28 protein-coding genes and 1 riboswitch are annotated in these 24,908 nt (G+C 38.0%); of the genes, 11 read left to right on the top strand and 17 right to left on the bottom strand.

The genetic code is table 11. The features are described 5' to 3' along the window. Positions 1-147 precede the first annotated feature (147 nt). Complete coding sequence (gene mgtE / locus T323_RS0125325) at positions 148-1,506, top strand: magnesium transporter (RefSeq protein ID WP_026675752.1); 1,359 nt, start codon at positions 148-150, stop codon at positions 1,504-1,506. Between the two features lie 148 nt (positions 1,507-1,654). Continuing rightward, entirely contained in the window at positions 1,655-2,245 is a 591-nt protein-coding gene (locus T323_RS27695) for a YitT family protein (protein ID WP_035179968.1), read from the top strand. 232 nt (positions 2,246-2,477) lie between these two features. On the opposite strand, the gene T323_RS0125315 is transcribed toward T323_RS27695, so the two are convergent. The 3 genes from T323_RS0125315 to T323_RS0125300 form a co-directional block, all read right to left on the bottom strand. Continuing rightward, the gene (locus T323_RS0125315) at positions 2,478-3,662 is read right to left on the bottom strand and encodes a hypothetical protein (RefSeq protein ID WP_026675751.1); all 1,185 of its coding nucleotides are present in this window, start codon (positions 3,660-3,662) and stop codon (positions 2,478-2,480) included. Position 3,663: 1 nt separating this feature from the next. Next, on the bottom strand, positions 3,664-4,197 hold the full coding sequence (gene sigX, locus T323_RS0125310; RefSeq protein WP_026675750.1) for an RNA polymerase sigma factor SigX: 534 nt from the start codon (positions 4,195-4,197) through the stop codon (positions 3,664-3,666). A gap of 326 nt (positions 4,198-4,523) precedes the next feature. Next, positions 4,524-4,943 carry a universal stress protein gene (locus tag T323_RS0125300; RefSeq protein ID WP_026675749.1) on the bottom strand — a complete coding sequence of 140 codons (420 nt, stop codon included), beginning with the start codon at positions 4,941-4,943 and terminating at the stop codon, positions 4,524-4,526. A gap of 184 nt (positions 4,944-5,127) precedes the next feature. Between T323_RS0125300 and T323_RS0125295 the strand changes: the two genes are divergently transcribed. Next, entirely contained in the window at positions 5,128-5,721 is a 594-nt protein-coding gene (locus T323_RS0125295) for a DedA family protein (protein WP_156942535.1), read from the top strand. A gap of 70 nt (positions 5,722-5,791) precedes the next feature. Here T323_RS0125295 and T323_RS29270 read toward each other — a convergent pair whose 3' ends face one another. From T323_RS29270 to T323_RS0125260, 7 genes are all read right to left on the bottom strand, one after another. After that, complete coding sequence (locus tag T323_RS29270; RefSeq protein WP_169737925.1) at positions 5,792-5,968, bottom strand: hypothetical protein; 177 nt, start codon at positions 5,966-5,968, stop codon at positions 5,792-5,794. A 242-nt stretch (positions 5,969-6,210) separates the two neighbouring features. Next, positions 6,211-6,342: a hypothetical protein gene (locus T323_RS29650; protein ID WP_279390782.1), complete on the bottom strand. Its 132-nt coding sequence runs from the start codon at positions 6,340-6,342 to the stop codon at positions 6,211-6,213. A 28-nt stretch (positions 6,343-6,370) separates the two neighbouring features. Beyond that, on the bottom strand, positions 6,371-6,682 hold the full coding sequence (locus T323_RS0125280; protein ID WP_026675746.1) for a hypothetical protein: 312 nt from the start codon (positions 6,680-6,682) through the stop codon (positions 6,371-6,373). A gap of 16 nt (positions 6,683-6,698) precedes the next feature. Beyond that, on the bottom strand, positions 6,699-7,238 hold the full coding sequence (mtnD, locus tag T323_RS0125275; RefSeq protein ID WP_026675745.1) for an acireductone dioxygenase: 540 nt from the start codon (positions 7,236-7,238) through the stop codon (positions 6,699-6,701). Between the two features lie 12 nt (positions 7,239-7,250). Continuing rightward, positions 7,251-7,862, bottom strand: coding sequence for a methylthioribulose 1-phosphate dehydratase (locus T323_RS0125270; protein ID WP_026675744.1), 612 nt, complete (start codon positions 7,860-7,862; stop codon positions 7,251-7,253). Then, positions 7,859-8,515: a 2-hydroxy-3-keto-5-methylthiopentenyl-1-phosphate phosphatase gene (locus T323_RS0125265; protein ID WP_035179990.1), complete on the bottom strand. Its 657-nt coding sequence runs from the start codon at positions 8,513-8,515 to the stop codon at positions 7,859-7,861. The genes T323_RS0125270 and T323_RS0125265 overlap by 4 nt, the downstream gene beginning before the upstream one ends. Then, on the bottom strand, positions 8,505-9,701 hold the full coding sequence (locus tag T323_RS0125260; RefSeq protein WP_026675742.1) for a 2,3-diketo-5-methylthiopentyl-1-phosphate enolase: 1,197 nt from the start codon (positions 9,699-9,701) through the stop codon (positions 8,505-8,507). Before T323_RS0125260 ends, T323_RS0125265 begins: the two co-directional genes overlap by 11 nt. Before the next feature lie 207 nt (positions 9,702-9,908). After that, positions 9,909-10,014: riboswitch (SAM riboswitch) on the top strand. 74 nt (positions 10,015-10,088) lie between these two features. On the opposite strand from T323_RS0125260, the gene mtnK reads away from it, so the two are divergent. Further along, positions 10,089-11,300: an S-methyl-5-thioribose kinase gene (gene mtnK / locus T323_RS0125255; RefSeq protein ID WP_026675741.1), complete on the top strand. Its 1,212-nt coding sequence runs from the start codon at positions 10,089-10,091 to the stop codon at positions 11,298-11,300. Beyond that, the gene (gene mtnA / locus T323_RS0125250; RefSeq protein ID WP_026675740.1) at positions 11,297-12,328 is read left to right on the top strand and encodes an S-methyl-5-thioribose-1-phosphate isomerase; all 1,032 of its coding nucleotides are present in this window, start codon (positions 11,297-11,299) and stop codon (positions 12,326-12,328) included. Before mtnK ends, mtnA begins: the two co-directional genes overlap by 4 nt. Before the next feature lie 489 nt (positions 12,329-12,817). Here mtnA and T323_RS0125240 read toward each other — a convergent pair whose 3' ends face one another. Continuing rightward, positions 12,818-13,606 carry a carbon-nitrogen family hydrolase gene (locus T323_RS0125240; RefSeq protein WP_026675739.1) on the bottom strand — a complete coding sequence of 263 codons (789 nt, stop codon included), beginning with the start codon at positions 13,604-13,606 and terminating at the stop codon, positions 12,818-12,820. A 17-nt stretch (positions 13,607-13,623) separates the two neighbouring features. Continuing rightward, entirely contained in the window at positions 13,624-14,793 is a 1,170-nt protein-coding gene (locus tag T323_RS0125235; RefSeq protein WP_026675738.1) for a pyridoxal phosphate-dependent aminotransferase, read from the bottom strand. A 167-nt stretch (positions 14,794-14,960) separates the two neighbouring features. Between T323_RS0125235 and T323_RS0125230 the strand changes: the two genes are divergently transcribed. The 4 genes from T323_RS0125230 (at position 14,961) to T323_RS27685 (ending at position 17,195) form a co-directional block, all read left to right on the top strand. Continuing rightward, a complete protein-coding gene (locus T323_RS0125230) occupies positions 14,961-15,776 on the top strand; it encodes an alpha/beta hydrolase family protein (RefSeq protein WP_051556729.1) in 816 nt (271 codons plus the stop codon). A 99-nt stretch (positions 15,777-15,875) separates the two neighbouring features. Next, positions 15,876-15,998, top strand: coding sequence for a hypothetical protein (locus T323_RS29645; RefSeq protein WP_279390781.1), 123 nt, complete (start codon positions 15,876-15,878; stop codon positions 15,996-15,998). 24 nt (positions 15,999-16,022) lie between these two features. Then, entirely contained in the window at positions 16,023-16,307 is a 285-nt protein-coding gene (locus T323_RS27690; RefSeq protein WP_051556728.1) for a hypothetical protein, read from the top strand. A gap of 69 nt (positions 16,308-16,376) precedes the next feature. Beyond that, a complete protein-coding gene (locus T323_RS27685) occupies positions 16,377-17,195 on the top strand; it encodes an MBL fold metallo-hydrolase (RefSeq protein ID WP_051556727.1) in 819 nt (272 codons plus the stop codon). A gap of 25 nt (positions 17,196-17,220) precedes the next feature. Here T323_RS27685 and T323_RS0125215 read toward each other — a convergent pair whose 3' ends face one another. After that, positions 17,221-18,138 carry a YncE family protein gene (locus tag T323_RS0125215; protein WP_026675736.1) on the bottom strand — a complete coding sequence of 306 codons (918 nt, stop codon included), beginning with the start codon at positions 18,136-18,138 and terminating at the stop codon, positions 17,221-17,223. A gap of 147 nt (positions 18,139-18,285) precedes the next feature. On the opposite strand from T323_RS0125215, the gene T323_RS0125210 reads away from it, so the two are divergent. Then, positions 18,286-19,209: a GNAT family N-acetyltransferase gene (locus tag T323_RS0125210; RefSeq protein ID WP_051556726.1), complete on the top strand. Its 924-nt coding sequence runs from the start codon at positions 18,286-18,288 to the stop codon at positions 19,207-19,209. A 15-nt stretch (positions 19,210-19,224) separates the two neighbouring features. After that, entirely contained in the window at positions 19,225-20,799 is a 1,575-nt protein-coding gene (gene nagZ, locus T323_RS0125205; protein ID WP_026675734.1) for a beta-N-acetylhexosaminidase, read from the top strand. A gap of 347 nt (positions 20,800-21,146) precedes the next feature. On the opposite strand, the gene T323_RS0125200 is transcribed toward nagZ, so the two are convergent. The 4 genes from T323_RS0125200 to T323_RS0125185 form a co-directional block, all read right to left on the bottom strand. Continuing rightward, positions 21,147-21,485, bottom strand: coding sequence for a hypothetical protein (locus tag T323_RS0125200; protein ID WP_026675733.1), 339 nt, complete (start codon positions 21,483-21,485; stop codon positions 21,147-21,149). 113 nt (positions 21,486-21,598) lie between these two features. After that, positions 21,599-23,134: a flotillin lipid rafts scaffold protein FloT gene (gene floT / locus T323_RS0125195; protein ID WP_026675732.1), complete on the bottom strand. Its 1,536-nt coding sequence runs from the start codon at positions 23,132-23,134 to the stop codon at positions 21,599-21,601. A 20-nt stretch (positions 23,135-23,154) separates the two neighbouring features. Beyond that, on the bottom strand, positions 23,155-23,688 hold the full coding sequence (locus T323_RS0125190) for an NfeD family membrane protein (protein WP_026675731.1): 534 nt from the start codon (positions 23,686-23,688) through the stop codon (positions 23,155-23,157). A 5-nt stretch (positions 23,689-23,693) separates the two neighbouring features. Then, positions 23,694-24,380 carry a PspA/IM30 family protein gene (locus T323_RS0125185; RefSeq protein ID WP_026675730.1) on the bottom strand — a complete coding sequence of 229 codons (687 nt, stop codon included), beginning with the start codon at positions 24,378-24,380 and terminating at the stop codon, positions 23,694-23,696. Between the last annotated feature and the right edge of the window lie 528 nt (positions 24,381-24,908).

The raw sequence follows: 24,908 nt of genomic DNA, 5'->3' as shown, positions 1-24,908 counted from the left end.
TGGTACTCTTTTTTTAGTATGTTATGGAAAACAATTGCTATGCATTGGTAATTTAATTCATGATTTTTTTTACATTTACTAATCGATGTGGATTTAGTACAGTAAATGTGGAACAGTAAAACGATAACTGAGTTTTGAGGTGAGATGATGGTTAAAAACATGACGGAAAATCAAATGCTCGTATTAGTAATAAAATATTTAAAAGAATCAAAAAAAGCTGCGATACAAGAAATATTAGACGAGCTTCACCCCTATGATTTTGCTCAGCTTTATCGCGGTCTTCCTGAAAAGCACCATCATAAATTTTTACTATTTTTAACCCCTCAACAAATTGCTGATTTAATTCAAGAATTAGAAAGTGACATGCAAATCGAAATTTTACATAAATTAGGAATTGAACGTTCCTCAAACATTATGAACTTAATGGATAACGATGATCTTGCCGATTTACTTAGCGAGTTATCTGTGGACCGAATCCAAGAGTTCCTTGAAGGAATGAAACAAGAAGAATCTCAAACCGTTCGTGATTTAATGAGCTATCCTCCTGATACTGCAGGTGGATTAATGACAAATCAGTTTATTTGGATTAAAGAATATCACACTGTAAGAGAAGCAGTAGACAAGCTGAAGCATTACGCTAGTTTTTCTGAAAATATTTATTATCTTTATGTCATTAACGACAATAAAAAACTAGTCGGCGTTATTTCTTACCGTGATTTACTTATTGCCAATCTTGAAGATAAAATTAGCGACCTTATGTTTAGTCGCGTAGTCTCTGTTCCTGTTGATGCAGACCAAGAAGAAGTGGCTCAAATTATCGAGCGTTATGACTTTATTTCAGTTCCTGTTATCGATAATGAGAATACACTTCTTGGAATTATTACGGTCGATGATGCGATGGATGTGTTAATTGAAGAAGCAAATGAAGACATTCATAAGATTTCTGCAACAGGGAAAGACATTGACTTTAATACGAAAGCAACCGTTGCTTCGACGAGACGGTTGCCATGGCTTATTCTTTTATTATTTATTGGGCTCGTTTCCGGTGGAATCATCAGTCGCTTTGAAGCAACACTTGAACAAGTGGTTGCACTTATTTTCTTTATGCCAATGATTGCTGGAATGACAGGGAACACAGGAACCCAATCATTAGCTGTTGTCGTTCGAGGAATCGTAACAACCGATGTTGACCGAAAAACAACGATCCGACTTATTTTCCGTGAATTGCGTGTCGGAATTATCATTGGTATCACGTGTGGTTTATTGATTTCAATTATTGCTTATTTTTGGCAGGAGCAAAACATGGTCCTTGGTTTTGTCGTTGGGTTGTCTTTATTACTAACTCTCATTATCGGTACACTAGCTGGAACCGTTATACCACTACTCCTTTATCGGTTGGGTGTTGACCCAGCCGTTGCTTCGGGACCACTCATTACAACACTAAATGACATTTTTTCGTTAATGATTTATTTTGGGATTGCTACAGCCTTTCTAAATGTCTTATAGAATAACCTTTCAAAGCTTCACTGCAATACCAATATGTACAAAAGATAAAAACGACGAAGCGAGAAGCTTGGTCGTTTTTCCTTGTTCTTCCCTCTGGTTTTGTTGCATATGATGATACAAGCCTTAGGAAGGAATGGGGTTCATCGTCATGTGGAAAGAAGCTCAAGCAGTCATACTAGGAAGTCTAATTATCGGTATAGGGATTAACCTTTTCTTTATTCCTTATCACATTTTGGATGGGGGTATAATCGGATTAGGATTAATTTTTCATTATTTATGGAATGTGGAAGTAGGAATAACCATTGTTGTCATCAGTGTTCCTATTTACATCATGGCGTGGAAATCCTATCGCCTCTTTTTTTATAAAAGTATTCCCGGGTTAGTCGTTTCTGCTCTTTTTATCGATCTTTGCTCACTTTTCCCCTTTAATCAATATACCTTTGGTCCACTAACAAGTGCTGTTGTCGGCGGTTTGCTTCTTGGAGTCGGTGTAGGGTATATGTTTCGCTATGATATTAGTACAGGTGGATTAGATTTACTCGCTCAAATGGTTGCTGATGCTACAAAAGTGAACGTCGGAATCGTTATTTTTGTCGTTGATATTCTCGTCGTTGTTGCTGGCCTTTATGTGATTTCACCGACAGAATTACTGTTATCGACAATTGCCGTTACTGCAACCGCCTTTTCAACCACGTTATTAACAGGCTCTGTTCACTCGACACGTCATACACATGCATAAGGTTGTGAACGAAATGGGTTCTTGTGACAACTTTAACGGACATCTGTTCCGCTATAGTATCGAATCTGGCTCACTAGTGGAAGCTATCGGACTTATATACCGCTATTTTTCTCATAGGGAAGCCGCTCTCCTTAAAAAAACAAGAAATACCGGAACGAATGTCCGAAACGTTAAGATGGAGTCAACCTCCCAAAAAGGCCGTATGAAATCTAATTCATACGGCCTTTTCATTCTAACTTCCTTCAATAAAACCATTACTATAAAGTTCTGTGGAAATCGGTGACGTCATGTCGTAATCTCCAACAACATCTATACCAGCATTTTCAAATTGAACTTCAGCAATATCGTAGTAGCGTGCCGTTAATAAAATCGCATCCACTAACGCTATATGTTCATTTACATCAGAAAGGACTGTTCCTTCTTGAAATTTAACAATAGCCGGCCCCTTTTCAGTTACTTGTACTTCCGGGACCTCCACTTCGGCTACTTGAAATACGCTTTTAATGTCTTCTTCCCAACTAATGTCCATTTGTTGTAACGCTTGTTCAAACGATCCCACTTCAAACTCCTCATAGAACATCGGTACTAAAACCATATAATTTTGTTCAGTCGTAAACACTTGATACCCATATTTTTTATCGAGTAACGACAGTGTCACTCCATTCGCATAATTCCCTAAATCTTCTCCTGAAACAGTTTCCACAATCAATGTTCCATAACCTAAGTTGGAAAACGTATGCTCTGCTGCTTGAATAATCGCTTCTTCTTGTCCCGATGAACCACCTAATAACATGTCATCAGGAATCATTAAGCGTACTGTGTTTTTATTTACTTCCTCAAAGGTCATGCCTTTTAATTTACTTTCATCTAGCCCAACAGCCTTTGGTTCAAACTGATCAATTAAGTCTCTTACTTGTTCTAGTCGATTATCTACACTTCCAACAATGCTAACAGGGATACTATACGTTCCCAGCTCTGTTACTACTGTTAGGGCAATCCCGTACACTCGCTCATCTGCTGCAAGCTCTTCTTGACGTATGACCTCAAGATACTCCACTCCGCTAGATTGCTCAAGCTCTACTGCACTTTCAGCCATCCCTGCAGAATAAATTTCATTTTGCATATTTCCTTGGTCATAATCTTCTTGTATTTGCTCCATCGTGACAAAGTCTGCTTCACCTTCTCCGCCATTTAAAAACTGCGGCACTAAAATGACGAGTAGAAACAAAGCGGCGACACTCGCAATACTAGGGATTACCCATTTGACGTTTTTTCTTTTTACAGTCGGGGTGTTGTTCATTCGCTGCTGAAGTTGTTGGAAAACGACGTCTTTAGAACGTTTATCTTCAATTAATGGCATTTGTCGTAATTGTTGTTCAAACGGTCCTTCCATCTCTTTTACATTATGCTCGTTCATCTTACCCCTCCTTCACCTTTGCTAAATTAGGGTGTTCTACAAAGCCTTTTAATGCTTTGACAGCACGATGCTGTGTTGTTTTCACTTTACTTTCTGTCCATCCTAATATGGTCGCTGTTTCTGTTATTGATAAAGATTGAATATAACGAAGAACAATCACTTGTTGTTGATCAATGGTACACTGCTGTAAGCCTTGATACATTTGTCGTATTTCTTCTCGTTGGGTTACAATTTCTTCTGGAAGAGGCGCAGAATCTTTTACCACTTCATTTTCAATCGGGGAAAGTAATCCTAACCACTTTCGCTTTTGGCGATTTTGCATTCGGATCCAATCAATGGCAACATGTCGAGCGATCGAATATAGCCATGTTTTTTCGGAACTTTTCCCTTCAAATTTCTCATACGACTGCAATACTTTAATATATACCTCTTGAACAAGTTCTTCCGCCGTTTCCCGGTTTCGAACCATATAAAATATAAATTGAAATAATGACTGGTGATAGGTTTCATATAAATAATCAAACTGACTCTCCAACCGATTACACCTCCTCACAAATAATAGACGCTGTATTTCAAAAATAGTTACAAATAAAGAAAAACGCGGGAGCTAGATTAAACTTTCAAAGCTTCACTGCTATACCAAAACTTTTCTAATATAAAAAAACTCATCAATTCACGTTGATGAGCTAATTCCACTTTCTCCTCTAATATTCCTTCTGTACTTTGAACCGTTTTTTAAGAAATGAGACGACTCCCGATTATCCAATACAATAAACCATAAAGTAAACCAATTCCTAAAATAATAATAAATAAAGCTTTATTTGAGAATTCCACATGGAACCACCTTTCTTTCATCCCCCATTATTTAACGATCAAAACCGGACATGATACTCTTTTTGCAACTTTATGACTAACGCTACCTAAGACCATTTCCTGTAGGGCGTTTAAACCACGACTTCCTATGACGACGAGGTCAAACTGATTTTCATTTGCATATTTAACAATCGCAGGTCCTGGCTCCCCTCGAATAATTTTCACTTCAAATGGCACGTTCTCCTTGTTTGCTTGAACCTCTATTTTTTTAAGCTTTGCCTTTCTGTTTTCTTTTATCCCTAACGCATCCCAATTTCTAAGAACATCCGCTTTTGACGTCTGTCCATCAACCACATATAATACAGTTATTTTGGCTTGTTCATTCCCTTTAGCAATGGAAATTGCTTTCTCAGCCGCTTTTATAGAATGTTCAGAACCATCAGCAGCAAGTAAAATTTTATTAAACATACAAACCTCCCCCTTTTTCCCTTTATATCAAACGTACCGATAGGGGAGAAAATTGTCAACGGTTATAAAAATTTCTCGAAAGTTCTTTGAATAATCATGGTTATTTGTTCACCAAATGTTTAAAATGGATAAGAAGAACTATCGCTTTATTTAAGAGTGGCTTTCATAGTAAATGGGGTATCATATGGAACTTTTTGAATATTTTTTATCGAATTATGGCTATCTTGCTATTATTCTTATTTTATTAGGGGGTATCGTCGGATTACCTATTCCTGACGAAGTGCTATTAACGTTTATCGGTTTTTACATTTATAAAGGGAAATTGACATTTTTGCTCTCTTTTTTATCTGCTTCTATCGGGGCAATCGGAGGCATCTCATTGAGTTACTATTTAGGGGTTCGGCTTGGGTTTCCATTTTTACTTAAATATGGTCCCAAAATTAAAATCACATATAAAAGAATAACTTTTGTCCAAGAAAAATTTCAAAAATACGGGCCAATCCTTTTATTTATTGGTTTTTTTATTCCTGGCATTCGTCAAGTCACAGGTTATGTTGCGGGGATTTCTAGATATAATTTTAAACGTTTTGCTCTGTATTCTTACTCAGGTGCCCTTTTATGGGTGATCATCTTCCTTATTTTAGGTCATGAGTTAGGGTACAGATGGTATATTATTAAAGAATATCTTATAAAGTATAGTTTGTATGGGGTTATTTTGTTATGTATATTTTTAATAGGGTTTTGGTGGTATTTAAAATGGAAAAAGCCAAAATACTAGTATCCGCTAGGGGAAAACGGTAATCTTATATGCCTGTTCCCCCTAATGGATTGTGGCATTTCAATAACGGTTATTGAATTTCTTTTTTTCTGTTTTCCATATAACGAATTCTTGCTTTTTCAATAATGAGAGTAATCTCCGTAATGTACTTTTTCGACTCGTTATAAGTATCAGCCTCATTCATTTTTTCTTGCAATTGTTTTACCTGTTCTAGCTCACGATCATTTAAATACTTGAGCTTTTCCAAGCGTATTCTCCTTTCCTTGTCTATCTCTCTATCAATGGATTTTTGTTTGTTGTGGCTAAATTTGATGAACTGAGGGGTTTTTTGTGGGGAATTTACTATTAATATACCATAATGTTGAAAAAAAAACTATGTAAAAAGACTAGTATTTCATGACTTCATTTTTACTCTCTTTCAGTTACAGCGACTGTCAGAAAAAAGGTTGGGACATACGTCATTTAACGGTGTCCCAACCTCTATTTGTATTATGGGAAAAACGGCATATCAAAAACGAAATGAGCAAGTAAAAAGACAACTGTCATCATCAGTATACCTACAACAACACCATTTATGGCTTCTTTTACGATGATTTCCTGTTCCTTTTTTTCCTTTTCCATCCTTCGTCTCTCCTTTCCTAATCTTTTGCTAAGAAAAGAAAGGAGTGAACGCGGTGCTTTGCCGTTTAATTGGCATTAGCCTTTTTTGTATAAGTAAGAGTGGAATAAAAGAATCTATAAATCGTTGAAACGACGGGAGTTGTGGTAAAAACACTATCGCCGTCAAAAAAACGAGTATCTTTGGATTTTCATCAAATTGCAATAAACTTGAAACGGTTTCTGCCACTTGCTCAGTCGTAATAATAATATCATCTTGTTGTTGAGAAGCTTGTCCGTGAGTTGGCAGTATTACTAATAAAAGTAGTCCAATAATCAGAAGTACACAAACTTTATGTCTCATCTCGTTTCCTCTTGTTTTACACTTGGTGTTCTTTTTCTTCATATGGATGTGCTACCCATCCATCCGTATCAATAAATAACCGGACAGCAACAACCTGTCGGTCATCCATTAGCGTAAAGAAATGCGGGGTATGTTCAGGTACGGAAATAACGTCACCCGCTTCTAATTCAATATCAAAATATCCTAAGTTATCATTTCCTTTTACAATAAAAATACCATGTCCAGCTGTAATCGCTCGGACTTCATCATCCGTATGAGTATGCACTTGTTCAAATTTCTTTAATAGGTCTTCTAAGTTCGGTGTCGCATCAGAAAGAGCAACGATATCCCAATTGCCATAATTTCTTCTTTCCGCAAGCGAGCGGATTTCCGTATCAAACGCCTTTAAAATCTCTTGTTTTTCCGCATCGGATAACGTAAATTTCTCTTTTAATGGATCAGGTAATTTATCCATATCCCAATGCTCATATAATACACCTTGTGATTCTAGAAAAGCACCTACGTTTTCAACACCTTCAATCACTTCTCCACTATTTCTAACTTTAATTACTGCCATTTCATCTTCCCCCTAATTAAAATTTGCTTTTGCTTGCATTAATGTTAAATGATACGAAAACAAAAACTCACAAGCCTCTAAATGACGTTTTGCCTCAAAGGCGCTATCTCCCCATACGGTTATCCCATGATTGCGTATTAAAACGGCTCTTGTTTCAGGTGTAATGACTTCTTTTATTTCGTTTGCTAGCTTTGGTAAATCGTGAATGTTTTCAACAATAGGAATGACAATTTCTCCATTTTCATCCCAAATCCCAAATGCTTTAATTAATTCTTGACTATTAAATGTCACTGCTCCTTTTGAAGCATATAGTTCAGAAATAACATTGTTTTCAACCGTGTGAACATGCAAGCTACAAGAAGCCGTTGTTTTCTTATACACTTCTAGGTGAATGTCCGTTTCAGCTGAAGGTTTTAATGTAGAGTCGATAGGTTTCCCTTCTTCATCAACAAGTACAAAGTCTTCATCCGTTTCTTTATATTTATCTTTCCCACTAACAGATACAAGACAAGTTAAAGGGTCATCACTCACTTTAATCGACAAGTTTCCACTTGTACCGGGAAACCATTGTCGTTGACCGAGCTCTCTCTTTATGTCAGCAATTTCTTTCCATTGTTGTTTCACGACGTCACCTCGATTTGCTTTAAGATATCAATGACATCAAAGAAGCTTTCAAATGGTTGATAAGGTAGTTGTAATTGTTTGCACTCTGCAAGTAAGTAGTCTCTTGCAATAACTAAATCCGCTTGTTTCGCAGCTTGCAAATCACTAATGGAATCCCCAATAACGATGCGGAATCTACCTTTGCTCAATTTTCGAATAATCGATGGCTTACAGCACCCACATTCCTTTTGACAATTCTCATCACATGGATGTGGCCATTCAATTTTTATCGTATCACCAGAAAAATTAGCCTCGTTACAATAAATGGGTAATGGATACTTATGTAGCAAAGGCTCAACGAAAAAGTCTATTCCTCCACTTACGACATTCAATTCAATGCCTTGCTCACTCGTAAATTGGACAAAGTCATCAAACCCTTGGCGTATTTCAGCTTGTTCTAGTGTAAAGTCTATGATTGCGTTTTTTTTGGATGTTGGCAATAAGGCAAACATTTCTCCTACTCCATCTTGAAGTGATTTCTTTTTTGCTAATATTTCATCAACGATCAATAACCACTCGGGTGGAGCAAACTTTTTCATAATTTCAATTATGTTATCATTGTTTGTAATTGTCCCATCGAAATCACAAAAAATAACAATGTCTTTACTTTGCATCTCCCCATATATTAAGTGCTTTGGCAAGCTCTTCACTTCCTTTAGCGATTTCTTCTAGTGACTCATTTCTTAATGTTCCTTCAATGGCTGCTACAAATGCTCTAGCTCCTGCCGCTGTTCCATTTGGATGGCCGTGTATTCCTCCACCAGCATTAATAATACTATCCACTCCAAAGTCAGCAAAAAGCTGAGGAACTAACCCTGGATGAATACCTGCTGACGGAACAGGAAATGCGGTTTTAAAATGCCCATCCGCACTTGTTAAATTTTTCGCAATACCAAGAGTGGCTTCTTTCTCCATCGCAACCGAGCCATATGGTGATGGAAATAGAACAAAGTCAGCCCCTACGACCCGCAACAATTTTCCTAAAAGCAATGCTGGCGAAAATCCATACTCAGGAGAAGAAATAAAAGCCCCTGACATAGCCGGATGTGCCATAATCGGAACGTGAATTTCTTTTTCTTCTGCCAAAGCTTGGAGTACATCGAGCCCGTAGGAAAACACATTAAATAATAAAGCATCTGCCCCTGCTTCCACTGCGCGTTTTGCTTGGTCGATAATGGAAAATGTGCGACCTGTAATATTAACGGCGTATAAAGTCCTTTTGCCTGTTTGCTCATAACTTTGTCTTAATGCTTCTTTACAAACCTTTACTCTGTCCGTTAGAGGGGTTAATTCATTTTCAAACAAAATCTCATCATCTTTAACAACATCTACCCCGCCTAAGCCCTGTTCTTTCATTTGCTCTTGTAAATACGATAAATCGCGTCCGATAACCCCTTTAAAAATGCTCATTAATAACGGTCTTTCATGACTGTCAAGCATAGAACGGATGCCTTCGATGCCAAACTGCGGTCCAGGGTATGCTGATTTTAAATCCTCTGACAGCTCCAAGTCGAGGAGCTTAATCTTCCCATCAAGAGAAAGCTTTCCAAACGTTGTTGTCAGAATGGCAGGCAAATCATTTGTGTAATTTACACTAGGGTATGAAATTTTAATTGCTCCATAACCATCCGAAGTTTCACTAGTCGAGACAACCGTTCCCTTATGCTTTTTCATTTGCTCCTGAAGTACAAGCGGCAAGTCTGTCCAAGAACCTACAGTCAGACCAATGGCAATGGATTGAGCTTTTTTTTCTAAATTTTTCGGGTCATCAACTCGATATGTAGCGATAACTTGTCCCACAATTTATCCACCTTTCGCTTTGCTTTCTCACGCTCTTTGATTTTGTGATGATTATCTATTGTTTTTTCAGTTATGTCAATACTAATTATCCTCACCGTTTCCACTCTATCCATACATTTCGTCATGAAAGCATAATTATTGACGAATTTTTCTGAATCTAATTGACAATTTGACTTTTGCCAGTTATGATTTCAATCATATGTATAACTCTTATCAAGAGAAGGCTGAGGGATTTGGACCGATGACGCCCGGCAACCGGCTATAACGCTATGGTGCTACTTCCAACAGAGCAAACGGCTCTGAAAGATAAGAGGGATGAAGTCTATTATTCAACCCTCTTTGTCGTATGGACAAGAGGGTTTTTCTTATCGGATGGGGAGGAAGTCAATGAAACGTGAATATAAGGAATATCTACCACTTACTGAAAAGACGGCGGTCTCACTACTTCAGTCGATTGGACTATTTGCCGAATCTGATTCTGTCTTTTGCCAAGAAATTGGGGATGGCAACTTAAATCTTGTTTTTCGAGTCTCTCATCAAGATTCAAATCATTCTTATATTATTAAACAAGCACTACCATACGCGAAAGTCGTGGGTACAAGCTGGCCGCTCACATTAGATCGGGCGCGAATTGAAAGTGAAGCTCTACAAAAAGCGTATTCCTTATTACCGCAATTTGTCCCAAAAGTTCATTATTCTGATATCGAACAAGCGGTAACCGTGATGGATGACTTATCTCATCTTGTTATTATGAGAAAAGGTCTAATCCAAGGGAATCACTATCCAAATGTCGCAAAGGATATTGGTCTGTATTTGGCTCACACTTTATTTTTCACATCGGATTTTGGCATGGACCAGCAAAAAAAGAAACAACTCCAAGCGACATTTGCAAACCCTGAGTTATGTAAAATTACAGAGGATCTCGTTTTTACAGATCCATTTTTTGACCATGATACAAATGACTTCCCAGAGTCGCTCCGTCCTTTTATTGCTGATGTCATTTGGAGTGACCGTGATTTATTAAAAGAAGTGGCTTTATTAAAGCATACCTTTCTAACTCATAGTGAAGCTTTAATTCATGGGGATTTGCATACAGGAAGTATTTTTTCTAGTACAGAAGAAACAAAAGTCATTGATCCTGAGTTTGCTTTTGTTGGCCCGATCGGTTTTGACCTTGGTGCTTTTATTGCTAACATTATCTTAAATTATGTAGCTCAAATCGGGCACGCACCTAATGATGAAACATTATCTTCCTACCAACACTATTTATTATCTTTATTGGAAGATGTATGGAACACATTTGAAAGTACGTTTCAGTCTTTATGGGAAACAAATGGTACAGATCCCTTGTTTCAAGAAAGGGAATTCCGTGAAACTTTCTTAGCTCATGTTTTTGCTGATGCTATCGGCTTTGCCGGTTGTAAAATCATCAGAAGAACCATTGGACTTGCCCAGGTTGAAGATATCGAAAGCATACAAGACGAAAAAGTCAAAGAACAAGTCAAGAAAGAAGCATTATTGCTTGGAAAACAACTTATTTTAACTCGTCATACTATAGTTTCGATTAAAAACGTTATAAAGGTTGTGAAAGAAGCATGACAATACGTGCAGTTGAATGGAATACCGATTCCATCATTTTACTTGATCAACGGTTGCTCCCAAAGAAAACAGAATTTATTACTCTTCGCACAATTGAAGATGTATGGGAAAGTATTTTTGAATTAAAAGTGCGTGGCGCCCCTGCTATTGGGATTACAGCTAGTTACGGTTTAGCGTTATGGGCGTCTCAAGCGACGTTTGACAGTGTTGATAAGTTTAAAAAGGAGCTCAGCGTAAAAAAAGACTATTTATGCTCTGCTCGTCCTACTGCCGTTAATCTTTTTTGGGCGTTAGAGCGACTTGTTTCATCAATTAGAAACACGGATTCTATCGAGCAAGCACAAGCGCAACTTGTTGAGGAAGCAATTCGGATTGACCTAGAAGACGAAGAAGTTTGTCGACAAATCGGAGAACATGCATGGACCTTGCTTAAAGATGGAGATACAGTCTTAACTCATTGCAATGCAGGTGGAATTGCAACAGCGAAATACGGAACTGCGCTTTCTCCTTTTTATCTCGGAAAAGAACGCGGCTTATCGTTACGCGCATTCGCGACCGAGACTCGCCCTGTTTTGCAAGGGGCTCGACTAACTGCATGGGAGCTTCAAAATCTAGGAGTTGATGTGACTTTAATTACTGATAATATGGTGGCTCATACGATGAAAACAAATTCGATCAATGCCGTCATTGTTGGGGCTGACCGAGTGGCAGCGAACGGCGATACGGCCAATAAAATTGGTACGTTTGGTATTGCCATCATTGCTCAAGCATTGGGCGTTCCGTTTTACGTCGCTGCTCCGTTATCGACCATTGACTTATCAACGAAAACCGGCGATGACATCAAAATTGAAGAACGGCACCCAGATGAAATTCGCCGGATTCAAAACGAACTAATTGCCCCTACTAATATTCCAGTGTTTAATCCTGCATTTGATGTGACACCGTCACACCTTATAACCGGGATTATTACTGAAAAAGGGGTAGTCAAAGGAAATTACGAAGAAGCACTACAAGCTTTGTTTACGTAAGATGACTTGTGGAAATTAGAAGAGGAGAAGCCTTTGATTAGAAAAATGCGGGAGCGTCTTTTCGTTTCAAGCGAAGTGCGGAGCGCTGCCCGCTTTTGACAGTGAACTCCAAGTGCTCTTTTTGAGATGAAATGCGTAGGTGCGCAACCTTCGCTCTTCTAGAATGTGCTTTGGCGCTTCACTGCAATTTCTAAATTATGAAGGACACTTTCTTTCATTTTTTCCTTCGTTTTGTCCTTCATCGCCTTTATGAAGGACACTTTCTCAAGTTTTCCCTCTCGTTTTGTCCTTCATCGCCTTTATGAAGGACACTTTCTCAAGTTTTCCCTCTCGTTCTGTCCTTCATCTCCTTTATGAAGGACACTTTCTCTCGTTTTTCCTCTCGTTTTGTCCTTCATACCCTTTATGAAGGACACTTTCTCTCACTTTTCCTCTTGTTTTGTCCTCCATTGCCTTCCATAAAAGAAGAACACTCACAGACGCGACTCTTTATTCATATAAATTCGGGCGCCGGCTTTGAAACACGGGTACTTGATTCCGTACTGAGCGTACTTGAGTGGAATCAATCGTTACGATAATCGTTTCTTCCTTTTCCATAGACCCTTCTGCTATTTCTTCTCCCCACGGTGAGACGACCGTTGACCGCCCGCAAAATTGAACATCGTTATACGTTCCCACTCGGTTGGCAGCGACGATAAAACATTGATTTTCAATTGCTCTCGCTCTTTGAAGAATTCGCCAATGATCCTTTCTTGCTTCTGGCCACTCCGCTACAATTACAATAATTTCAGCTCCAGCTAACGCTAATTGTCTGGATAGTTCAGGGAATCTCAAGTCATAACAAATAATAACACCAATCTTAATGCCATCTACCGTAAAAATCGCTGCTTTTTCTTTTCCTCCTGCTAAATAAAGATGTTCGTCAAGCATAGGGACTAAGTGCATTTTATCGTATTGATGAATACAATTTCCCACGCGGTCAAACACGAGCGCTCTGTTATATATTTTCTCATTTTCCATCGTCGCTATCGAGCCACCGATAATATTGACATCATAGGTTTTTGCTAATGATGCTAACCATTGTGCGGTTTCTTTTTTTTCTGTTTCTGCTAATGTATGCAAATCCGGTAATGTATACGCTGTTGTCCACATTTCTGGTAAAACAAGCATATCTGGGCTTTCAGCTGCCATCACTTCTTCCACCCAATTCTTCACTTTTTCGCGGTTTGCCACTGGGTCTGCTGGGACGATATCCATTTGATAAATCGCTATTTTCATAAAACCCTACCTCCTCGTTAGAAAAGTTTTAATTTATCAATTCTTGCCACCACTTCTTCTAGCCTTTCAAGATCCTCAAGTAATGCGACACGCACATATCCTTCTCCCCACTGACCAAATCCACGCCCTGGTGCAACCGCAATATGAGATTTTTGCAATAATAAATCGGCAAACTCGTCTGATGTCATGCCATTGGGGCAAGGGAGCCATGAAAAGAAAGATCCTTGTGGCGCCTTTACATCCCAACCAATCGATTGCAAACCGGAGATGAGGTGGTTTCTACGTTTTTCATATAAAGTGACGAGCTGTTCCACACAATCCTGAGATTCTAATAAAGCCGTAGCTGCTGCTTGTTGGATCGCACCGAATAAACTTACGTAAAGATGATCTTGTAAGACATTTAGCATCTCAATGACAGAACGATTCCCTACTGCAAACCCAACACGCCAGCCTGCCATATTAAAAGTTTTTGATAATGTATAAATTTCAATTCCGATGTCTTTTGCTCCTTCTGCTTGTAAAAAACTAACTGGCTTTTTCCCATCAAATCCAATGGCACCATAAGCAAAATCTGAAACTACGCAAAGTTTGTTTTTTCTAGCAAATGAAACGGTCTGATCATAAAACGCCAAAGGTGCTGTTGCCCCTGTTGGATTGTTCGGATAATTTAAAAATAATAGTTTAGCTTGGTTCAATTTTTCTTGTGGAATCTCTTCATAGTTAGGTAAAAAATCATGTTCTGCTTTCAATGGCATCATTTCCATCTTTCCACCTGCTAACGCCACACCAGACCAATAATCTGGATATCCTGGGTCTGGCACTAACGCAACATCGCCGGGATTAAGCAAACATTGGCTAATTTCAATTAAGCCGCCTTTCCCGCCGAATAAAATACACACTTCTTGCTCTGGGTCAATATCGACATTAAATTCCCGCTTATAATAGGTGGCAACCGCTTCTTTTAAAAAACCGTAACCTCGAAAAGGCGAGTATTTATGAAAGTTAGGATTGTTTGCCCCCTCTTGTAAGCTCTTTACAATATGTTCAGGTGTTGGCTGATCAGGATTGCCTTGTCCTAAATTAATTAAGTCTGCTCCTTGTTGTTTAAGCTGATTTACTTTCCCAACAAGCTTCGCAAAATATTGTTCAGGCAACTGCTCCATCATGCGGTTCATTTTAAATTCCATCCATTTACGCCCCCATTTATATGTTCACTCTTTTCATCGTAGTCGCAACCGTAATTGACCGTCAAGTCCCTGTTTTATTTTCTGTTGACAGTTTATTTATTTCTCACTATAATTAAAACCAAGTAAACAAATAGGAATAATAAAAATAATATAGGCAGGTGTCTACTATGACGATGAATTTGGTTTCTTTTTATTCAAACAGTTCCCTACTATCTGGTGCGATTCACTATCCAAAGCTTGAACAAAATAAGCAATACCCTGCCATTGTTCTTGTTCACGGTTTTGTCGGAAGCAAAGTAGGAGAACATCGTTTGTTTGTGAAAGCAGCGAGATATTTTTCGGAAAAAGGTTTTATTGTGTTTCGATTTGATTTTCGCGGTTGTGGCGAAAGTGAAGGCGATTATAGCGATGTCACATTAACGAATCAAATCCACGAACTTCAAAGCACACTTGACTATATTGAAGAGATTCCTGAAGTGAACAAAGAACAGATTACTGTCATTGGTCATAGTTTAGGTGGCGCTGTTGCCTCTCTTACTGCATCTATAGACAATCGAGTAAAACAATTACTATTATGGTCTCCAGTTGCAAACCCTTTCCAAGACATTACAAGAATTACAGGCTTACTTGCCGTAAAAAAAGCCGCAAAAGAAGGCGTTTATGATTATCAGGGATTTTATATTAGTGAGCAATTCTTTCAAGACTTAAAGCGACACGAACCACTTTTATCTGTAGCCTCCTATAAACAGCCAGTCCTTATCGCACATGCAGAAATGGATGAAGATGTACCGAAAGGAAATGCCCAATTATATTTTGACAGCTTAAAAAACAGACAGACAAAAACGGATGTGTTTTACATTGCAAAGGCCGATCATACATTTTCAAGTTATTCATTTGAACATCAACTTTTTGAAAAAAGTTCGAATTGGTTAGAGGAAGTTTTACAAAAAAATGAAGTGCAACTATTAAAGCAGCCTTTTTAGGGTGCTTTTTCTAATTTAAAGTCACCTAACCAATCACTTAACAATCAATGTAAGCATACAGTAATGAGAAGAGATTTACGCTCGGAACGGAGGCTGGACATGAATCCAATATCACGAACGGTTCTACTAGTTGTTAGTATTTTTCTTGCGATTTCCTTTATGAGTGGAGCTACCTTAAGAGAACCACCAACGACTAGACCAAGATGGTTTCTATTCTTTTAAAACTTGCTTAGGATGGTGAATCCATTGTCCCATCAAAATTCAAATAAAAAAAATCATTTTAAAGATTTTCAAAGGTTTGCAAAAGAAGAACAAATCAAGTTAACCCCACAACAATTAGCCGTCGTCGCCGCAATTTTAACAAATGCTTTACACGTTCAATCCATTTTATTTGATAAAGACCAAACGATACAAATTCTACTACGTGGTACCCTTTCTCCAAATAACAATCTTGATAGCTTACTTGATGAAGTTCGCGGACTATCCATTGGTGATTTATTTCAAATTATTGAAGACAGTCGGACCAATTAACAAATTCCCTTTCTAGCTTACAATATGGTAAAATACATCTAGTTTAACAGGAAAAAGGAGATAATGACGATGTCTTCCGTATCAAAAATTCAACAATTCGGCCCAGTTTCTTGCCTTAGAGGACTTATTAAAAAATTGGGCCGAACGTTTACATATTGTGTGTATTATGTGGATGGTCTTTTAATTGATACAGGGCCGCCAGCAGCTAGAAAAGCAGTGGAAGCGTTTGTAAAAAATAAAAAAATTACCGCCATTGTTCTTACCCATTCACATGAAGACCATATTGGTAATGCGCAATGGCTTGCCGACAAATACAATATACCCGTTTATATGAGTTCGCTTACAAAAAAGCAACTCGAACAAGATGTTGTAATTCCTTTTTATCGCCGGCTCATATGGGGAAAGGTACAACACACAAACGGTCTTGTATTAGAAACAGAAATAAAAACAAATCATTACCACTTTACTGTTATTCCTACACCGGGTCATTGTGATGGTCATATTGCGTTGTTGGAACCACAGGAAAAATGGCTGTTTTCAGGTGATTTATTTTTATCAAAGCGATTATTATATGGTATGGCAAATGAATCTGTCCCGATTTTGCTTCGGTCAATAAAAACCGTACTTAAACATGATTTCTCAACCGTTTTTTGTGGACATGCTGGTATTGTTGAAAACGGAAAAGAAAGTTTTATTGCGAAAAAGGAATATTTAGAACGGTTAACAGCAAGCACATTATCGCTTCAAGCGAAAGGCTACTCCGCAGAAATGATAGCGAAACTTCTTTTACCTCAACAAAAATTAGTTTCATGGTTTTCTAAAGGAGAAATGTCACCTCTTCATTTAATTACTTCTATTATTAATGAGCATTCCATAAAAATACGATAACAGAAGCCTGTTATCGTATTTTTTCTTATTTTGTTAAAAAGGCAATCCCGTCTGGATGGATTCCAACATCAATCGTTTCTTCTACTTTTAACGTACTCATATTGATAATCGAGATATCATTTGTTTTATTATTGGCAACGTATGCATACGTGCCTTCACGGTTAAAAACTGTTCCACCAGGCCAGACCCCTACCTGAATCCGTTTAATTTCCCACGGTCTTTTTTCACCTTTTAACTCGTGCTCTGTTTCAATGATAGATAAATCTCCAGACTCACGGTTCGGTATGAGTGCATATTTACCGTCAGGCGAAAACACAAGACGAACAGGAACCGCTCCTATTCTTCTTTTATAATCTACTTTTAACGTTTCTCGGTCGATAACGAGTAAATTATTATCATCTTGGTTTGCGACATACAAATGTTTTCCATTTGGATGAACCGCAATTCCTTCAGGTCCTTTGCCAACCGGAAAATGAGTGATGATTTCATCTGTTTCCGTGTTCAGAACCGTAATATTATTACTTCCGATATTCGGAATATATGCGACCTTTTCATCTGGAGAAAACGCAATCATATGTGAATATGTTTGATTTGTCGGAATGACCTTTTCTACTTCCTCCGTCGCCACGTTAATGACAAACACTTTCTCACTATATGTAGATGCCACATATAATTTTTTGCCATCTGATGTGATTCCTAACCCATGTGGAAAATCAAAATCGGGATGTTCAATCACATCCGTAACTTCAAATGTCTCGTTATCAATGACATTTAATTTGTTTCCTAGTGAGCATGCAATATACGTTTTCTTCCCATCAGGCGTAATAACGACTTCATGAGGATTATAATCTGTTTCAATCGTTTTCACGGTATCTCTTGTTTTAACATCAATAAAGGATACTGTATCTTCATCTTTATGTAATACAACTAAGTAGCTATTCATATCTACTCCTCCTTTTCTTGCTTCCTACTATACTTGTTTTTTTCATGAAAAACAAAAACTTAACACAATCTATACAAGTCATGATACAATCTAAATATAGATAACCTATCTAGACAACTTTACCACTATATCACTTTGAGGTGACTTATGCATATTACATATACCGCAATTCATGAAAAAGACTTAAAAATTTGTCAGTCGCTCTGGAATGAAGAGTATTCAAAAAGCTACCCAATATCTGATCGGTTATTTATTCAAAATAGTCCTTTTTCTGCTTTGTGTAAACAAAGCTCCTCTTTCGCCTTTAATGAACATGGCGAAATGGTCGGATTCATATTAGTCAAAGTACAAAACAACAACCACTACATCCATCTTCTTTTTGTAAAAAAAGCGTTTCGAAACAAAGGAATTGGAACAGCTTTGCTTAAAAAAGCAGAAAATGACTTTTCTCAATTCCCGATTTTTGTTGGGACAGATATGTATCATTATTTCCCAGGAATCCCGCTTGAGTGGAAAGATGTTCATGAATGGTTTGAAAAAAGAGGCTATACAAAAGATGAGCCTGTTTTTGATATGAAAAACGAATATTCCCCGACAGAGCCATCGCCTTCCATTCAAAGTCCATACACGATTCAGTTCGCCAGCCTGGAAGACAAGGAGCCTTTTTTATCTTTTTTACAACAGCATTTCGGCTCCCGCTGGCATGATGAAGCAGTTGACTATTTTCAAGCAGGAGGAACAGGAAAAGAATTTTCATTACTGAAAGATAAAGGGAGCATCATCGGCTTTGTCCGGCACAATCAACTAGATTCTCCTCTCATTGGTTCGAATTTAAATTGGGCTCCTTTGTTCCATACTCCTCATGTTGGAGGCATTGGACCTTTAGGGATTGATCCTGCTTATCGAAAACAAGGGTTAGGAGAAGTCATTGTAAATGCTGCGATTGTAGCTCTTCAAAAAAGTGGAATAACAACGATGCTTATTGACTGGACTCATCTTGTTGATTTTTATAAAAAGTTTGGCTATGACGTGTGGAAAAGCTATATTCCATATAAAAAAATAAATGAATAAAGGTAGGGGATTGCGATGAATTTGCGAAAAACGATGTCATTGGATGAAAAAATTGGGCAAATGTTTATGTTTGGTTTTGACGGGTTAACACCAAATGAACAAATCATGGACTTAATCGAAACAGATAAAATCGGTGGTGTTTGTTATTTTAAGCGAAACACAAATAATCCTGAACAAGTATTCCGCCTCTCAAAAGCTCTACAAGAAAAAAGTGATATTCCGTTATTTTTAACGATTGACCAAGAAGGCGGAATGGTCACAAGACTCACAAAAGGCGTAACAATAAGTCCAGGTAATATGGCGTTAGGTGCAGCCAATGATCCAGATGGTGTGAAGCAATTATGTGAAGTTGTAGGAAACCAATTAAAGCAAATCGGGATCAATATGAACTTTGCTCCTTGTATTGATGTGAACAATAACCCTGACAACCCCGTTATTGGTGTCCGTTCCTACGGAGAGGATCCTGACCACGTAGCGCTGCTTGGAACAAAAGCTGTAGAAGGATATCAAGCAGCAAATGTCTCTGCCGTTCCAAAGCATTTTCCTGGTCATGGCGACACTGCCGTTGATTCACATCTTGGTCTCCCGATTGTAGAAAAAAGCTACGAACAACTTAAAGAGCTTGAGCTCGTCCCATTTAAAGAGGCTGTTGCAACTGGTGTTGACTCGATTATGGTGTCACATGTCTGCTTTCCGGCGGTAGAAGATATCCCTTCTACATTATCGAAAAAAATGGTCACTCATGTGTTACGAGAGGAAATGAAATATACAGGGGTTATTGTCACCGATTGCATGGAAATGAAAGCTGTTCTTGATACGTATGGTGTAGAAGAATCGACCATTCGTGCTGTAGAAGCGGGCATTGATTTAGTGTTATTTAGCCATACGTATGAATTCCAAAAACGAGCAAAACATGCTTTAGTAGAAGCCGTCCACTCAGGCCGCATTTCAGAAAAGCGGATTGATGAATCAGTAAAACGGATTCTCTCATTAAAACAAAAACGCCTTTTCAACGAGCCGACATCTTACTCAGAAGAACAACTTCAACAGGCTGGAAATCAAGCTCTATCTATGCGGTTAAGCGAGAAAAGCATTACCGTTGTAAAGGATGAGAATCACTTACTTCCTCTTAAGAGAAACGACAAAACGCTTGTCCTCTTACCTGAAATTAAGGCGACATCTGTTGCAGATGAAATTTACGATAACCAAATGACATTGCAGCCATATTTATCTTCCTTAACGAATATAGAAGAAATCCAATATTCAACGATGAACGAAGATATACTCCGGCAAAAGTGTAAAGACGCCGACCAAATTGTCCTCGTCACCTATAATGCTAGTTCTAGTCAGGCTCAAAAAGAATTCTTACAATCTCTAGTGAAAGGCAATGAACAAAAAACAATTGTGTGTGCGATGAGAAACCCGTATGACTATTTATGTTTCCCGACGATTAGTACGTATATTTGTACGTATGAAATCGAAACCGGTGCGAAAACCGCATTATGCAAAGTACTTACCGGGGAAGTAGCAGCATCCGGTACACTCCCTGTTTCCATTCCAGGTTATTTTGCAGTCGGACATTCGGTTTAAGAAAAGGAATTCAGCAGTAGGGAAGATGAACGGTAGGTAAAATGTCCTTAAAGACGCATTTTTTTCTTGTGTTTAAACGTAACGGACCTCTATTCCGCTATTTCATGCAAAACATCTCTTTTTATATTTCTTACGGACATACGTTCCGCTAACTAGCTAAAAGAGCGATAAAAACTCGCTGTTTTACTACTATAACGGAACGTATGTCCGTTAACATTTGAAATACATGACTTTTCATTAAAATAACGGAACACATGTCCGTAAGCCTCACGATATGGTCTTGAGCCTCTCAAATGCATAAGCTTGGAGAGGCTCACCAACCAACCACAGACAAATCACTACCTTGGTTATTCACCTAATCGTAATGTTTCTAACACAAGTGTTCCATCTTCTTTCGTTCCATATGAAAAATAAACCGCTTCTCCCTCTTGGACAGTGTCAAGGTCTCCAACGACTCCATCTTTTGTTGAGTATGTTTCCTCGGTGCCATTGTGTTCAATGATAACTTGGTCGCCGTCAAGCTTTTGTTTAAACACACCTTGGATTTGTTGAGTTAACTCAATTCCTCCTGCCGCTAAATCTGTCTCTTCTTGTTCGATTTGACCTTGTTCCTCAACCTCAGATTGACACCCAACAACAATGAATGTAAAAACAAGAGAAAGTGCAATAACGATACCCTTTTTCATTTTCATTACCTCCTTTTGAATACTAAGACGCCATAAGGAAGCAATAGTTTCAGTTTATTTTAGTCTTTAACAAAAAAAGAAGTGGAAAGGACTAATCCCCTCCACTCTTCTCATTATTCTTCTGTATCCGGTTGTTCGACTTTCTTTTGACTTTTAATTTCTTCTGTTAATTCCTCAATGCTATGTCTCACATTGCCTTTTCCAGATAAGTTTTCAATCAGGCCTTTTACATCAATACCTGAAGAGGCTTTTAACGACTCTTGTAACGTGCTCATTAAATCCGTCGCATAACCTGTTACTTTATTTGCCCCACTGTTGCTGCCGCTTCCACCTGTGTCAACAACTGTAATTTTATCAATATTCGCTAATGGACTTGCAATTTCTTTCGCATAAGAAGGTAACATTTGTAAAATCATATCGAGCATTGCAGCTTCTCCATATTGCTCGTATGCTTCTGCAATTTTCTCTTTTGCTTCGGCTTCTGCCAAACCTTTTAAACGAATAACTTCAGCTTCAGATTCCCCTTGTGCTTTCTCTGCTTCCGCTTTCGCTAACCCGTCAATGCGAATTTTTTCTGCTTCGGCTTTGGCCATTGCTTCAATTCGATATTTGTTTGCATCTGCCTCTGCAAGTTGCTTGCGTTTTTCAGCTTCTGCACTTTGCTCAACCGCATAACGGTCAGCATCTGCTTTTTTCTTCACTTCCGAGTCATATTGCTTTTCACGACGTAGAATCTCTTTTTCTTCTAACTCAATTTGCTTCTGACGTTCAATAATTTGAATTTGCATTTGTTGTTCTGTTACTTCTTGTTTTGAACGAGCTTCTTCTAAATGATACGCTTGGTCAGCACGAGCTCTTGCTCGGTCTTGCTCTTGGCGATACTCTGCAATTTTTAACTGATTGCTTTTTTCTGCCTCTGCAATTTCTGTTGCTCGTTCTAATTCTGACTTTTTCGCTTCTTTTTCGGCTTCGGCTTGCTTAATTCTCGTTTCTTTTACTGCCTCGGCTGTCGCAATATCAGCATCACGTTTGACTTGCGCAATTCTCGGTTTTCCTAAAGAATCAAGATATCCATTTGAATCGCGTACATCTTTGATTGTAAACGAGACAATGACTAACCCCATTTTGGCTAAATCATATGATGCTACCTTTTGTACTTCTTGTGAAAATTTCTCTCGGTTTCGGTAAATTTCTTCAACCGTCATCGAACCTAAAATAGAGCGTAAATGTCCTTCTAGTACTTCTTTTGCTTCTTGCTCTCTATCTGCTTTTGTTTTCCCTAAAAATTGTTCAGCTGCAGTTGCAATTTCACCGATAGAACTACCAATTTTAATAATAGCTGTTCCATCAGCCATAACAGGTACCCCTTGTTCCGTATACACTTCAGGAGTTTGAACATCGAGTTTGCTAGATAACAAGCTTAATGGTTTTGCTTGTTGGAACACGGGTAAAATAAAAGTACCGCCCCCACGAACGATTTTGATGCGGTTCCCCGCTTCGTCCACGTTGACATTTTTCTTTCCTAAATAACTTCCTGTTACGATAAGTGCTTCGTCAGGTCCTGCAGTACGATACTTCGATACAAATACACCTATTAATGCAATTAAAATGACGACGACAACACCAACAACAATCATAATCACTTCCATACTCTTCCTCCTCGATTCAATTACACAATTTGTTCATGAACAGTTACATATAAGACACCTTCTTTTACATCAATAACGAGTACATCAGTTTCAAAAGGAATGTCTATATTGTCAAAACTTCTAGCTGATTTAGAAATGCGTTGAGTCTTGCTTTCAATTAACACTTCTCCAACTCCATCTTTCGGAATCGTCAAAATGACTTTGCCAATTCTTCCTTTTAAGTCTTCATCAGAGTAGGCAAGCGATTCTTCCGCATTCGATAATGGGATAAAAATAAAAATATTAAGTAACGTAACAAATAAAAGCGCCCCACCTCCTGAAATAAACAAAATAAGAAAGCTATTCATTACTGTGAAGCGCTCAAGTAAATAACCTGTTGCACTTAAGATTGAAATGAACGATAGAACTAGACTTGGGTTAAAAATACCATCTGGGATAAACTCGAATATTCCTTCGATTATATCTCCAAGTAAAATATAAAGAAGTGTAAGGACTCCACCTATAATAAGTCCTACTAAATATATAAACTGTAAGGAATATCCAAGTATCTCCATATTATCTAACCTTTCGTCTCATCCTTTTGAGTAAGTTTCTCTCGTAAACGGGCTAATTCAGCATCAACCTCTGTCCTTTTATCGAGTTCTTTAATTTCGTTGTCCAAGCTTTGGTTCGTTTCGCGAAGCTCTTCACTTGCATCAGCTTCTGCTTCTTGTCTCATTATTTTTTCTTCCATTCGGTTAAAACCTCGTTTTGCACTTCCAGACTCCACTGAAGACATTAAACGATTTGCTTGTGCTTTTGCCTTCGCAGCTTCAGCACGTGCAACTAATGTGACACGCTTATGCTTCATTTCACTGTATTCATGTTTCATTTCGTTTAGCTTTGTTTTTAAATCCTCAACTTGTTGCAATGAGTTTTCATGCAACTGTGCGATTTCAGCATACTCTGTTTCTGCTCTCTTTTTTTCTAGTAAAATCCGTCTAGCTAAATCCTCATTGCTTTCTTCTAACGCTTTTAATGCTTGCTCTTCTCGAGTGTCAACTAACTTAGCTGTATCTTCTTTTTTTCGAGCAAGTAATTTTTGTTCTGCAATTATTTTTGCTGTTGTACTTTCCATTTCTGCAATTTCACTTTCCATTTCACGTAAATACTCATCGACCATTTTTACCGGGTCTTCTGCTTTATCAATCATATTGTTGACTTCAGAGCTTACTAACGTTTTCATTCTTCGAAAAAATTGGAACATTACAACCACCTCTACCCATTCATATTTTTGTTTGCTTATTATGTAATACGTATTATGTTACTTTCTCGTTTCATTTTTTTAATTTTTTTGAAGGAGTACCATCATTATCCTATGTAAAACTTACCAGTTCATTACTAAAAATACAATAACATTTACATGAATTTTGTAGAAACTTTTGAGTTTTTATCAGGTTTTGTATAAGCAGACCCGTTAATTAAGAAAAATGCGGGAGCGTCTTTTCGTTTCAAGCGAAGAGCGTAGCCTTCGCTCTTCTAGGTTAAGCTTTCAAAGCTTCACTGCTACACCAAGATTTTTATACTCCCTCTTTTAAGAAAAACTGAGTGAGGAAACCCACCTCACTCAGTCCTTTTTTGTTTCCTGCAAATCTGAAAGCCTGTACTCTACTCCATGTACGCCTTTATAATACTCAGAAAACATATCTCCTCCACAAGTTTACACTAAACAAACATAGCTGATAGAAGCTTTTGGACACTTCTCTCCGGTTTTGCACTCGTTTTGTCCTTCATC

The sequence above is a fragment of the Alkalihalobacillus bogoriensis ATCC BAA-922 genome, from assembly GCF_000621445.1.
GTDB classification, from domain to species: Bacteria; Bacillota; Bacilli; order Bacillales; family Bacillaceae_F; genus Bacillus_AO; species Bacillus_AO bogoriense.
Note: the sequence above shows the minus strand (reverse complement) of the source record. Positions and strands in the feature narration are given on the sequence as shown.